At 32.9% G+C, this 13702-nt stretch carries 16 protein-coding genes and 1 tRNA gene; 2 read left to right on the forward strand and 15 right to left on the reverse strand.

Going from position 1 to position 13702, the window contains the following annotated elements:
• Positions 1-48: 48 nt before the first annotated feature.
• The 11 genes from ACODH8_RS08430 to sfsA form a co-directional block, all read right to left on the reverse strand.
• A tRNA-Arg gene (locus ACODH8_RS08430) sits at positions 49-120 on the reverse strand.
• Positions 121-202: 82 nt separating this feature from the next.
• Positions 203-520, reverse strand: a complete 318-nt coding sequence (locus ACODH8_RS08435; RefSeq protein WP_332465153.1) for a PTS lactose/cellobiose transporter subunit IIA — start codon at positions 518-520, stop codon at positions 203-205.
• Positions 521-551: 31 nt separating this feature from the next.
• Complete coding sequence (locus ACODH8_RS08440) at positions 552-872, reverse strand: PTS sugar transporter subunit IIB (protein WP_420504922.1); 321 nt, start codon at positions 870-872, stop codon at positions 552-554.
• Between the two features lie 145 nt (positions 873-1017).
• Positions 1018-1431: a DUF3284 domain-containing protein gene (locus tag ACODH8_RS08445; protein WP_420504921.1), complete on the reverse strand. Its 414-nt coding sequence runs from the start codon at positions 1429-1431 to the stop codon at positions 1018-1020.
• Positions 1418-1600, reverse strand: a complete 183-nt coding sequence (locus ACODH8_RS08450) for a DUF3188 domain-containing protein (protein ID WP_332465150.1) — start codon at positions 1598-1600, stop codon at positions 1418-1420. Before ACODH8_RS08450 ends, ACODH8_RS08445 begins: the two co-directional genes overlap by 14 nt.
• Positions 1601-1625: 25 nt before the next feature.
• Positions 1626-1847, reverse strand: coding sequence for a hypothetical protein (locus ACODH8_RS08455; RefSeq protein WP_420517675.1), 222 nt, complete (start codon positions 1845-1847; stop codon positions 1626-1628).
• Positions 1848-1864: 17 nt separating this feature from the next.
• On the reverse strand, positions 1865-3250 hold the full coding sequence (locus ACODH8_RS08460; protein ID WP_332465148.1) for a PTS sugar transporter subunit IIC: 1386 nt from the start codon (positions 3248-3250) through the stop codon (positions 1865-1867).
• 262 nt (positions 3251-3512) lie between these two features.
• The gene (locus tag ACODH8_RS08465) at positions 3513-3713 is read right to left on the reverse strand and encodes a hypothetical protein (RefSeq protein WP_332465147.1); all 201 of its coding nucleotides are present in this window, start codon (positions 3711-3713) and stop codon (positions 3513-3515) included.
• Between the two features lie 153 nt (positions 3714-3866).
• A complete protein-coding gene (locus tag ACODH8_RS08470) occupies positions 3867-6542 on the reverse strand; it encodes a sigma 54-interacting transcriptional regulator (RefSeq protein ID WP_332465146.1) in 2676 nt (891 codons plus the stop codon).
• A gap of 17 nt (positions 6543-6559) precedes the next feature.
• Positions 6560-7855 (reverse strand): DEAD/DEAH box helicase, encoded by a 1296-nt coding sequence (locus ACODH8_RS08475; protein WP_332465145.1) that lies wholly within the window; start codon positions 7853-7855, stop codon positions 6560-6562.
• Between the two features lie 21 nt (positions 7856-7876).
• Positions 7877-8584 (reverse strand): DNA/RNA nuclease SfsA, encoded by a 708-nt coding sequence (gene sfsA / locus ACODH8_RS08480; RefSeq protein ID WP_332465144.1) that lies wholly within the window; start codon positions 8582-8584, stop codon positions 7877-7879.
• A gap of 121 nt (positions 8585-8705) precedes the next feature.
• Between sfsA and ACODH8_RS08485 the strand changes: the two genes are divergently transcribed.
• Together ACODH8_RS08485 and ACODH8_RS08490 are read left to right on the forward strand one after the other, a co-directional pair.
• Positions 8706-9152, forward strand: coding sequence for a DUF4829 domain-containing protein (locus ACODH8_RS08485; RefSeq protein ID WP_420517676.1), 447 nt, complete (start codon positions 8706-8708; stop codon positions 9150-9152).
• Between the two features lie 20 nt (positions 9153-9172).
• A complete protein-coding gene (locus tag ACODH8_RS08490; protein ID WP_332465142.1) occupies positions 9173-9934 on the forward strand; it encodes a class I SAM-dependent methyltransferase in 762 nt (253 codons plus the stop codon).
• 62 nt (positions 9935-9996) lie between these two features.
• Here the strand turns inward: ACODH8_RS08490 and ACODH8_RS08495 are convergent, their stop codons facing one another.
• From ACODH8_RS08495 to ACODH8_RS08510, 4 genes are all read right to left on the reverse strand, one after another.
• Positions 9997-11169, reverse strand: a complete 1173-nt coding sequence (locus ACODH8_RS08495; RefSeq protein ID WP_332465141.1) for a cation:proton antiporter — start codon at positions 11167-11169, stop codon at positions 9997-9999.
• Between the two features lie 32 nt (positions 11170-11201).
• Positions 11202-11654 (reverse strand): MarR family winged helix-turn-helix transcriptional regulator, encoded by a 453-nt coding sequence (locus ACODH8_RS08500; RefSeq protein WP_332465140.1) that lies wholly within the window; start codon positions 11652-11654, stop codon positions 11202-11204.
• Between the two features lie 172 nt (positions 11655-11826).
• Positions 11827-12813, reverse strand: coding sequence for an NAD(P)-dependent oxidoreductase (locus tag ACODH8_RS08505; protein WP_332465139.1), 987 nt, complete (start codon positions 12811-12813; stop codon positions 11827-11829).
• Between the two features lie 31 nt (positions 12814-12844).
• A complete protein-coding gene (locus ACODH8_RS08510; protein ID WP_332465138.1) occupies positions 12845-13699 on the reverse strand; it encodes a dimethylarginine dimethylaminohydrolase family protein in 855 nt (284 codons plus the stop codon).
• Between the last annotated feature and the right edge of the window lie 3 nt (positions 13700-13702).

Below are 13702 nucleotides of genomic sequence, written 5' to 3' on the forward strand. Positions count from 1 at the left end.
GTTGATCCCATGAGTTTTTTGATTTTACAATAGACTAAATACTTATTACGTCCCCTGTAGGAATCGAACCTACATCTAGAGCTTAGGAGGCCCTTGTTTTATCCATTAAACTAAGGGGACTTACCTATTTTATTCTACTCTTTTCAATCAAAAAAACAAGAGGCTAACATGACGTTAACCTCTTGTTTGCAATTAGTCAGCTTTATTTTGCACTTAAGCGACGGTGTAACTCAATAATCTCAACGGCGATATCTTTAAAAGCAATTGCTGTCATTAGGTGATCTTGAGAGTGAACTGTTAATAGAGTCACTGTCATGTTATCTCCTTGCGCTTCTTTCGTTAAAAGACCGGTTTGAGATTTATGTGCTAATGTTAGTGCTTCACCAGCAGAAACAATTTTTGCATCTGCTAATTCAAAATCTCCATCCTTAGCTGCTTGGATAGCTTCCATTGCATCACTTTTTGCATTTCCTGAATTCATGATTAAGCCCATGATAGCTTCTAAGTTTTGTTCATCCATCGTAATTACCCCTTATTTACTATAAGAGTGATTATTCACCCATTAATTTAATTGCTGCGTTTAATACATTTTCGCCATTCATCATGCCATAATCAGCCATGTTGATAACATCAAATGGAATATTTGTGCCATCTAATTTCTTTTCAAATTGAGCTTTCATGAATCTAATTTGAGGACCTAAAAGAATTACGTCAAGTTCATCATTATCAATGTGTGAATCTGCTTCAGATGCTGATACTGCAAAAATTTCTGCATCCATACCTTTTTCTTCTGCTGCTTTTTCCATTTTGGTTACTAATAAACTAGTGCTCATTCCTGCTGAACATACTAACATAATTTTTTTCTTCGACATATCGATCACTCCTATTTTTAATTTACACTTATATATAAGCAATTGTCGTGCCAAGTTTCAAGTTCTAACAATTGTGCCTTATCAAGCTTTTTTAGTCTTTCATGACTTTTTTTGGTCATTACACACTTCATCTAGTGTGTAATGATTAATACGATTCTTCCATTTGTTGCAGCATTTTTATGAAACGCTTCTTCTTCATTTTACCAAGAAGAAATTGAAAGAGTCCATCATTAAATTTTTGTAATGTGCCATGAGAAATAATTTTTTCTTCATACTCAACTAAACACTTGGTCTCACCAATTTGCTTAATATCATAAGTGGCATTAAAATCGTTACGGGTTGTTGAAGTGGAATAAGCATACTTTTGATTTTTTTCTAATGTTTCTATTTTTATTTTGGCAAAATCTTTACTGCCAAACTGTTTAACATATTCTGTTCCAGCTAAATTAGATTCATTAATTCCTTCACCAGTACTTTTACGGACATCAAAAAGAACAGATTCTACTAATTTATTATAAAAATAAGTAGCTGGGATATTTAATTCTTTACTTATCTTCATGAGTTATGCCTCTTTTCTTTTTTCCTTTTCTAAATACAAATCCCCCAACAGCCATAAATGATACTGCTGTTATCATACTTAGAAAGTCGTAAGTTCCTTGAACTGCATTAGCACTTACGACAAAAATAATTAAGCCAATACTAATTAGTAGTAATCCATTCTTTTCCATCCTACTTCTTCCCTTTCTTACTGCTTTATTTTGCTACGGCTTGGAAGTATAATACTTTACCCCAAGTTTCATTTTTTATTGCTTCTTTAGCAATTTTTGCTGCTGCATCGTTGTCGTCTGTGTTTGTATTAAAGATTAATTTGATTCCTTGTTTTGATTCAAAACCAAACGTCACACCTTCAAGTTCTTTCCCATCAAGTAACTCTTTAATCGCATCTTGTTGCATAGCTGAACTAATTTTAATCATTTTAAAAACCTCTTTTTTTAATCTATTTGTGTTTTATTTGCTGCAATAACAAATGGTGCCCAGATAATAAATGCGACAACTAAGTTAACCGCTGTTAACACAATCGCTCTCCAGTCTCCACCAGTTGCTAAGAAACCACTTAACATTGTTGGCATTACCCAAATAACGTTAACTACAACAGGTTTAACAAGGCCTGCCATTGTTGCAAAGTAAGCAATTGTTGCTGTTGCAAGTGGTGCTAAGATAAACGGAATTCCTAAGATTGGGTTTAATACGACTGGTAAACCAAACATAACAGGCTCGTTAATGTTAAACAAACCAGGTCCAATTCCTAGTTTACCAACTGTTTTGTAGTCTGCACGTTTTGAGAACATTAAAATCGTAACTAATAAAACTAATGTTACGCCTGCTCCACCTGGCCAAACGAATGCTTCAAATGATCCTGCTACCCATTTGTAAGGTACTTCTAAACCTTGTTGGAAAGCGTTTGTATTTTCTACCATTGCTACTCCATAAACTGATTGTAACACTGGACCCATGATATTTGTACCATGTAAACCAAAGAACCATAACACGTGAACTAATAATACAATAATAAAGACTGCTCCGTAACCTTGAGAAAGACCAATTAATGGTTTTTGGATACTTTCAGAAACCCAGTCAATGATTGGCATACCAACAAATTTCTCAAATAAGAAGTAAACTGTTCCTGAAGCATATAATGCTACTGCACCTGGAATAATCGCAGCAAATGCTTTTGCTACAGCTGGTGGCACACTTTCAGGCATTTTGATAATAATGTTTTTCTTCATTAAGAAAGCAAAAATCAATACTGAAATAAATCCAAAGATAATAGCTGTGAATAAACTTGATGCTCCCATGTATTGACTAAATTTGAAGTAACCCCAACCTGCAGTATTAAGCGTTTGAGCTCCGTCAACTGTTGTAACTGTTGCACCTGAATTAGTTAAAACTTCAATCGCATCTTTTGCTAAAGTTCCCTCTAATTTCATTGCTAATGAAGCTGATTGTGGAATCCCCATAATAAATGCTACTAATGAAACAATTGCTCCAGATAATGGATCAACTTCATAAGCTTTTGCTAAGTTGTAACCAAACGACACGGAGAAAACAACCGCCATAATCGCTAACGTTCCTGTCCAAACAATTCCATTAATACCAATTACTGGTTGGAAAAACGTCGTAATCGCATTTTCTGGCCCTAAATACGTATTTGGAAAATCTCTCATAAAAGCATTAAGTAACGTTGCAATTGCTCCAGCCATTGTTGCTGGCATCATGCTAATAAATGCATCTCTAAGTGCTACTAAATGTTTTTCCGACCCAATCTTTGCTGCTGTTGGTAGAATATACTTTTCCATCCAATTTGCTAAACCATTCATTCCTTATAATCCCCCTTTTAATGTTTACCTACAAAAACTAACACTTTCCTCCTTTTTATTTTACTTACTTTTATATAAGCAAGTGTCGTGCCAACTTTCATTTCTTTAAAAACCCTTACATTATAATGTTATAACAACTTAAATTTGTGTCATTTTGACATTACACACTAATTAAGTGTGTAACAAAAGTTATTTTATCATAAATAAAAAAGCTTATGAAAACTATTTAGTCTCTCATAAGCTTGATATGTATTTCATCTATTTAATTTTTATTCTGCTTTCTAAAATCTAACCAATACAAGACACAACTAATTGGTAAGACAACAATTAATAATAAAAGGCAGATCATTGCTAAGTCTTGATTGGAAAAAATGATAAAGATAGTCGTAATAATTAGAGCTATAGTAACTACAATATCACTTGTTGCCAGTTTATGTTTTCTCTCGCTTCTTGGACTAATCATTTTTCCTCTCCTTTTTCTTTTAACGTAAATCTAGTATAACGAAATAATGTCACTAAACTATTAACAACTTATGTTTTATTTCTTAAGTTTTATTAAGTCTAATAAAAAAAGATAACAAACGTTACAATTTATGTAATGTTTGTTATCTTTCGATTAGTTTTCAATCTTATTTTTCAAATACATTTCAGTAATATAAGCTATTTCATCTTCTGGAATATCCACGTTGTATTTTTTTTCTAGCCTAATTAAACTCATTTTAACGATATCCATCTCATAACGATTACCTTTTTTGAAATTTTCTAAGTCATTAAATAGCCGTTGATGTTTATCAGTCAGCAAGTTATCTATTAAGAAACTTAAATGCAAGATAATCCCCATATCAACTCCTGGTTCTAATACTAATGACAAATCATTTTCAATTTTCTCAGTCGCTTGTTTGGTTTCATCGATTAAATCATATAATGATGGCACGCTTTTAATCGCTCCATCTAAAGAAATGGATAATTCTTCAACAGATATTTCTTTACTCACTAATTGTCGTAATCTAGTTAGTTGCTCATCCTTAAAGATATCGTAGGCTGAGAAGAACGGAATATTTTGATAATCAATGTCGACAGTTCCTACAACAGCTTTGATTTCATAGGTATCCATCAAATCATCGATTCTCATACGAAAAGCAGCTTTTTCTAAAAATTGCATTTGAATTATTTGAATATTTTCAGCTTCCATAACTGGTTTAATTCTTTCAGCTAACTTATTAGAAACTCCTTCACCAGTAAAACAAGTCACAACGACTGCTTTTTTCAGTGATTTTTCTTGTCTGAATTGACTGTGAACGGCTGATTCAAAGGATAATTGAATATTTTGGTAGATTTCTTTTAAGCTTCGACCCACACTGGCCATACGAACTGACTCTAATACAACTAATGTTGTCACCATGGAAATTGTTTTAGTCATGATCCCTGTTTCTTCCATTAGCATATGACTAAATGAATTTAAAGAACCCATGTCAGTTAATATCAACACACCACTCGATAATTCTTCTTTATTTTGAAGAACATATCGTTTAACCGTTTCATACATTTGGGTTACTTCCATAGTCAATGGCATATTAAAGGCAACACCAGACTCAATGCCCAATAAATCTTGTACAGCTTCAAGCATACTAGAAGCTGTTGATTTACCATGCATCAGTAGGAATACTTTTACTTTATTATCCTGTTTTTCGATATCATCACTAATATCTAAAGTTAAAAACATGGTTAAAAAGCCGATTTCATCAAAAGGAATCTCAATATTAAATTCTTTTTCAATCATACTAGACAATTCAATAGCTACTTGAAATTCAACTAGATATTTCTTACGAACATCATTTAAGTTCGGATGAATAATCGTTTTTTTGTTTTTTATTCGCTCTATTGTACTTTGAAGATGCATAGAGAAAGTAAAACGAGTACGTTCATTAAAAACACGATTTAGTTTTTCTTCTGCTATGTCATACAACTTATCAGTTAACTGCCAAATTTTGGGATCAATCAATTCTTTGTGGATATCATTACGTGATAACTCATTGACATAAACCTCAAAATATTGATTTAGATTATTTTCAATTAGCTTTTCTAAATCAATACCTTCTAAATCAAGTTCTGATAAAGACGAAACTTTATCATCAATGGTTGTATAAACATCCATACTTTGGGTTTTATCTTGAGTCCACACCACTTGATCAATACCAGGTTCAAAAGTAAGTTGACTCATTGAACTATCAAAGAAACGGTCTGTCCTTTCGCCAACTTCTTTAATTTTAAGTAATCCCTTTTGAACTGATAAAGGTAAATCTGACATACTAACTGATAGATAGTCTGTCTCATTGGTTCGATAATGAAGAAAGGCTTTAGCACAAACAAGTTTTAAATCTCTTTTAACCTGGCCAATATTTCCTTCTGTATCATATAGCATAAAGGCTAAAATCACATCACGCTCAACAACAATTTTATTGTTTAACCGATTAGCTTCTTGACTTAAAAAGAGTGACACAATCTCAAAACGCTCATCTAGTGTTCGATCATTTAAAGACGGTAGCGTGATACTCATTGGGATACGACGATTGAATGTGGCTAAAAAGACATCTGAACTTTCCGTTGTCGCTCCAATGATTTGAACGGATGCGTCATAAGTTTTAGCACTTTCCCCTAAAGGACGATACGTTCCTTTATCAATAAAGGTAAACAGCATCTCTTGTCCTTCTGGAGGTAAACGATGAATCTCATCTAAGAAAAGAATGCCTCCGTCTGCTTTTTCAATAAGTCCTGGTTTGTCTTCATCCGCTCCTGTAAATGCTCCTTTTTTTACCCCAAAAATATGGCTAAATAATAGTTGAGGTGTTTGTGCATAATCAGCACAGTTAAAAGAAATAAAGGGAGCTTCTGCAGGCAAACTCTCTGATGATAAACCAAATTCATACATACATTCTGCAAATAAAGATTTACCTGTTCCACTTTCACCAAAAAGAATAGTATGTAGCCCTCTTGGTGGATAAAGCATAGCCGCTTTAGCTTGCTGAATGGATAGTTTTAAAGATTCTTCTTTTCCCACTAAATGGTCAAAAGAAACAAGATTAGATACAGGTTTCACCTGATTACTTTTTTTTATACGATATAAAACAGGTCTTCCTTCAATACGTTCGATTTTATTTTCTTTTGCTAACTCTGATAACAATCGACTAGCATTACTTCTATCTATTACCAACTTCTCTGAAATGTCTGAGGCACTTAATGGCTCAGTTGCTTGTTCTAAAATTTGATAAATCTGTTTTTTTCGACTAGACATACTCTTCCCCCTAATGCCTATTTCCAGCTTGCTCCCTTATTCTTGTTACGATTTGTTCTATTTTTCTTTTTCTTTGGTTTTGTTTTTTCAGCTACTGGCTTACTTGAGTGATTTTCTTTTTTGATTTTAGGCTCTGATTTTTTCTTTTCTACTTTATTACTAGTTGCTGTTTTTTCTTGTTCTTCAACAATAATTCTTTCTTCCACAATTTGACCATGACTAATGAATATTTCAGTTAATTCATTATCTAATTGACGCATCATTTTACGTAAATCTCTCACATCACGGTCGTTCACCAAAGTGATTACCTCACCAGGTTTTCCCATACGACCAACACGACCTGAACGGTGAACATAATTTTCAGCATTAATCGACATATCGTATTGAATCACATAATAAAGATCTGAAAAATCTAATCCTCTTGCTCCAATATCGGTTGTTAAGAGTAACGATACTTTATTGCTTTCAAAATCTTCAATTGCTTTTTTTCTTTCCGTTTGATGTTGGTCAGAAGCTAGGGTTCTATGTCTAATACCTAAAAAGTCTAACCTTTCTGAGGCGACACCTAATTCGCTTAACTGATTAAAGAATACTAACCCCTTAAAACCTTCAACGTGAGCTAGACGTCTTAAATCATCTGAACGTTTTCTTGTTGGTGTTAACAAGTAATGATGTTTGATTAATCCTTTAGTATCATCTATCTCAGTTACATCAATCACTTTAGGTTCTTGTCTAAAAATATTATCTAATTCTGGTAAAATTACTTGCCCTGTCGCAGAAACTGCAACGACTTGTGTATCAGCTAAGACACTTTTCATAACACTTTTAGCAGCATTGTAATCTTCTTGAGAAACCAAATCATCCACTTCATCTAATACTAAGGCATTAATTAAATGAGCTTTAATTTTTTTAGCTTTGATTAACTCTAATACACGTCCTGGCGTTCCTACTAATACTTCTGGGCGTTTTTTTAATCGTTCAATTTGGCGTGACACATTTGCTCCACCAATAATTGTTTGAATTTTTAAGTCCAATGGTTTAATCCACTCTCGGACAACTTCTGCGACTTGAGAAGCTAATTCTTGAGAAGGTAATAAAATCAGTAATTGGTTTCCTTCTCCTTTTTCCACATTTAATAATAAGGGTAATAAGAAAGCTAACGTTTTACCTGAGCCTGTTGGTGAGATACCTAAGACACTTTCTTTATTTCTTAGCGGCTCAAACATTTGCTCTTGGATTTTAGTTGGGGCTTTAAATGATTCTTGCTCCCATTTTTCTTGCCATTCTGTTGGAAATTCATTTACTATTGTCATTTCTGTACTCCTATTTCTTTTTTAGATTAGTTTAAAGGGAATCTTTTGATTTATCTCCACGTTATCCGGTGTTACTACACAGTTATAAGCTTGCACCTCAACACCTGACGCTATACTACTTGCAAAGGTGTCTTGTAGTGCTGGTTGCATCTCTTTATTAATTGTCGCAAAATCGATTTGCTCAAATTGAACGACAAAAAGAACAGCTCCTAGGTAGCCAGCTTCTTGCGCTTTTTCTAATCCTGCAACATGTTTTAATGCTCTAATACTTGGGGCATCTGGAAAAGAACCAATTCTTTCTGTTTCTAAAGTCATCCCTTTTACTTCTACTAATAACTTTTCATCTTGATCTGTTTCAATAAAAAAATCAAATCTAGAATCACCATATGTAAACTCTCGCTGATACTTTTTAATATTGCCCTTTAGTATAGCAAAATTTATGATTTTTTGCTTGATTCCTTCTTCTACTAGTTGATTAGGTAATTGACTATCAATATTGAACCACGCATCTTCTTTTTTCACTGCTACCAAATCGTATTTCGTTTTACGTGTCGGTTTATCTTGAAAATTAACTGCTACTTCAACACCAGGAATCAACAGTTCTTTACAGCGACCTGTATTTTTAACATGAGTGATTATTTCTTCACCTTTTTGATTAATGCAGGTTGCAATAAAACGGTTTTGTCTTTCTTTAAACGTCACTATTTCAATTGCTTCATATTTTGCCATACAACTCTCCCTATTTCTATTCGAGTAAAGTATAACATGCTTTTTTGTCTTTCTCCTTTGTTCCTGATATTTATTAAGGTATAATAACAAAAAACTCTCGTTAAAAAAAGGAGTCTTAACTATGATTAATAAAAAGAAATGGCTTATAATAAGTAGCGTTGGTATTATTCTATGTGGAGTCATTCTTTATTTAGTAACACCTCGCAAGCAAACCTGCTCAGACATCAACATTCAATTGGATAAAACATCTGATTTTACGACAGACGAACTTAATCAAGGTGTTGAGGTCGTTGTTAACTTTTTCAATACTAACTGGCAAGAATCTACTTTGAAGGCCATTGAGTTCGATAATAACTTATATCAAAATGAAATAGCCACAAAAGATGAAGGGGCTCGTTCATTTAGCGATTATTCTAAAGAAAATATCTTGATTTTTACAACTTATTTTAAGACTGGAAATAAAACAGATGGCAGCGTTTCACCACATACTGAAATGGGACCATGGCAATTTATTTTAATTAGACAAAATAAAAATAGCTCTTGGCAAGTCATTGACCAAGGTGTCTAAAGATAGAAGGAGATGATTTTTTGTATAATACTTATGGCTCTTTAGCTACGAAAGTTTACGAATTGACTAAGCCTGTTGGTTCATCACTAAACGGGGATGTTGATTATTATAGCGAAAGATTAGACGGTATCACAGGTAAGATTCTTGAAGCTGGTGTTGGAACTGGTAGAATGATGATTCCTCTACTAGAAGAAGGCTACAGTGTAGAAGGTTTAGATTTATCAAAAGACATGTTAAAGACATGTCAGTCTAACTTAGAAAAACACTCTTTAGCTAGTAAACTTCATGTTGGGGACTTGGCAACTTTTGATCTTCCAACTAAAGATTACGAAGCTATTATTTTACCGACATCCACTTTTTGTTTAATCGATACTGAAGAGTTAGCCATAAAAGTCTTAACAAACTTTTATAATCATTTAACAAGTAAGGGAAAACTTATTTTTGATTTAGACTTGCCCTTTTATCCTGAGCTTAATGAAACCTCTACTAGCACATTTAAAGTCAACGATAATGAATTTATCACTTTAGAAAGAAAAATAACTGAGATTGATTGGTTGAAACAACATATTATTTCTCATTTAACTTATTCTGAGTGGTTAGAAGGAGTCTTAGTGAAAACCGAGTTACAGCCTTTCTTACTTCGCTGGTACGGACTAACTGAAATAACTCTAATACTTGAAAAAATAGGTTTTACAAACGTCTCTATTTCAGCTGACTATGAATATTTAGAAAAACCTACTGACAGCAATCAAACGATTACTGTTGAAGCTTATAAAAATTAGGCAATAAAAAATAAGGTTCTCATTTTATAGAGAACCTTATTTTTTTATCTGCTAGTTTAGTATTAAATAGCCAGATCTTCAATGCCGTATTTTTCGCGACTTTTTATGATAAGTGCTTTTAACATGATCGGAGCTATAATGGTACTTGCAATAATTACAATAACCAAAGCACCATATATTTCAGATTGAATAGAACCTGTTTCTAAACCTAAGCTGAGTAATATTAAAGCCATTTCCCCTCTTGACTCCATACTTGTTCCTATAATTGCACTACTCATTGGATTAAACCCATTCATTCGTGCACCTAGGAATCCTCCAATAAATTTTGAAAGAATCGCAAGTAAAGTAAAGACTGAAATTAACCAGAAATGACTACTCAAACCTGATAATGTCAGTTTTAGACCAATACTGACAAAGAATACTGGGGCAAATATTGATTGTGCTAAACTATTGGTTTTTTCTTCAATCATATGCGCCACATCTGTTTGAGAAATTAAAATACCTGCAAAAAAAGCTCCGATAATATCAGACATGCCGATTGTTTCTGCAAACGCACTTAAAGCTAAACATAAAACTAAAGATAAGCCCATTTGTACTTCTGGCGCTTCCATTGTTTTAATTAGCTTAACTAGTACTGGCATAACGAATTTGTGAATCAAGAAAATTAGAATAAAGAAAAAGACATTCCCGACTAACAGTGGAACAAGAGCTTTTAATGTTGAACCATCAGCAAAAACATTTAACATAATATTTAACAAAATGATAACAATGATATCATCTAGAACTGCTGCTCCTATGATAACTGCTCCTTCTTTTGTTTGGACATAATCTAACTCCTTTAGCACTTGAATAGTGATACTTAAAGAAGTCGCTCCAAAAACCAATCCAATAGCTAGAGCTTCAGGTGCTGAGAATTTAAAGAACATAGAAACAACACTAAATAGAATAAACGGTACAAAAACTCCAAGTGTTCCAACGATTAAAGAAGGTTTAAAGTATTTTCTTAATATTTTTAGATCACACTCTAAGCCTGCCAAAAACATCAGTAAAATAACTCCAATATGCGCAAAAATTTCAATCCCACTATTTGTTTGAATAATATTAAATCCTGATGGACCAATCAAAATACCTGCTATCAAACTCCCCACAACTGCTGGTAACTTCATTCGTATCGCTATGCTGTCAAAAAGCTTAGTTGCTAAAATAATCACTGCAAACATTAATAATATATTCATAGGATCTACCCTTTCTCAACAATTTTTTTAACTTAAAATTTTTGTTTATACAAATAATCAATAATTTGAGACATCTCTAAAAAACTTTTTCTTAATTCATCAAAATCAAATTTAACGCTATTATCATTAGTCAAATGCTGATAACTTTTTTCAATTCTTTCTATTAGTCGATCAACCTTTTGAATTCCTACTTCTGTTAAAGATAGATCCACAATTCTGACATCCTCTCCATTTCGTTGTCTCGTAAGCAATTCCATTGTTTCCAATTTTTTTATTAATGATGAGACATTAGTTTGTTTTAGTAAAAAAGTATCCGAAATTTGGCCAACATTAGAAACATCATTATGTCGTAACCCTAGTAAAACAGCCATTTGTTGGCCAGTTAATCCTTCTGTTTCAGCTAGTTGATCTAATATTTTTTGCAATTTAACTCTTGTAATTGCTCCATCAATTAAAGCTTGATGCCAATTATTTAATTCATTCACTTTAAATCTCTCCTTTGCAAAAACAATATACATATACTTTATATATATAATTCATAATTGTCAAATCAAAACTATTTACTTACTCTTTTTCTTTAAACTAACTCATGAAAAATTACAAATGAAGTTTATAAATAATGCAAAAAAAGGAGAGCTCAATTGAACTCTCCTTTGGTTATTGTTGACTAACCAATCTAAAAACTTTATCTTTTTCATCTAATAAATAATGAACAATGTTTTCAGTAGAAATACGTTGTAATTCTGTAATTGAAGTTGTTGTATAAAACGCTGCATGAGGTGTAAGGATAACATTTGGTCGACCTACTAGTGGATGCTCTTTTAAGTCGGGCGTTTCATCTACTAACACATCTAATGCTGCTCCTTTTAAATAATGATTTTCTAAAGCAATAATTAAATCTGATTCAACCACGCAAGCTCCTCGCCCCATATTGATAAAATAAGGTCTTTTCTCCATAAGTCGAAATTTTTCTAAACTAAAGTAGCCATAGTTCGTTTCATTTAAATTCATATGATTCAACACAACATCTGCTTTTTCATAGATTTGGTCAGGAGTAACTAATTCTATGTGGTAAGCTTCACCACTATCTTCTGGTATAAAAGGATCACAAGCAATTACAGTCAGTCCTAACGCTTTTGCTCTTTTCCCAACTGCTTTACCGATTTTTCCAAATCCAAAAATACCTACTGTCATATCTTCAATTCGTTTATTTGCTGTTCCAATCTCATATCGCCAATTATGATTTAAGTCGATATCATTACCATAAATTTTAAGATTTTTAACCAAACTTAACATCATTGCAATTGTAAATTCTGCTACATCAATTGTGCAATACTCACCAACCGGACAAACTCCAATACCTCTTTTATTAGCTTCGTCTAAGTCTACATTATCATATCCAGTAGCATTCATTGAAATAACTTTTAATTTAGGCGCATGTTCCATCGCTTCTTTATCAATTTTTATATAAGCTGTTAAGATAGCATCTGCGTCTTTAATGATATCAAAAAACTCTTCACGTTTGTTATCCTTATATTCGTAAATAACTACTTCACACTCAGCTAGCCCATTAATTAAAATCTCTTTCTCATAATCATGAACTGGCATCATAGAATCTTTATAATCTGCAATAACTACCTTCATTTGAATCCTCCTTGTTCCTACATACCTTTATTTAAGCACGTTTAACTGGGAATGTCATACAATGCGGACCTCCACCAGCTTTTAAAATTTGCTCTAATGGTAGTTTTATAACTTCAATTCCTTCAGCTTCCATGGCTTCATTAACTGATTTATTATTTTCTATACCTAATACTTTACCGTTCCCCAAAGCTTGAACATTACATCCATGTTTAAAGACTAACTCACTTGGAACATGAATAATTTTAAAATCACGGCGTTTTAGCATTTCTAAAAATTCAAATGGTAACTCATCAGTCGCTGCAATACACACTTTTTCAGCAACGATATTAAATATCATATCTAAATGTAAATTGGCTGGAGAAGCTGGTACACCAACTACGGTGTAGCCAAATTTAGCTAATTGCTCTCTTAAATTGTCAACACCAGCTTGGTCAGTTCTATCTACTAAACCAAAAGCTATTGTATGTTCATCGATCATCCAGAAGTCTCCACCTTCAAAACAACCAGCATTAACACGAGCTACAATTGGAACACCTAACTCTTTTAGTTTTGCTTCATAAATTTCAGTTTCTTTTTGTCTAGCTGGGTGACGGAATTTCCCAATAATTGCACCTTCTTTAATCATTCCACCAAAGTCTCTGGCAAAGGTTTGAACTTCAAGTTCTTTAAACGCTTCGACTTCATGAACAACCACTCCATTTTCACGATAAGCATTAACTAATGTTTCCCATTCAGCTACCATTTGTTCATTTTGTTCTGTTTCACCTTTTTCCATCCAAGACTTTGTAATCTCATTAATCGCATTAAAGACATAATATTTTGGCGAGCAGACAATAACTTCCTTTAACTCATTTGTGGCATTTTTTACATAAGTTGTTTTATTCATGAT

It is taken from the genome of Vagococcus fluvialis (assembly GCF_048815235.1).
GTDB lineage: Bacteria > Bacillota > Bacilli > Lactobacillales > Vagococcaceae > Vagococcus.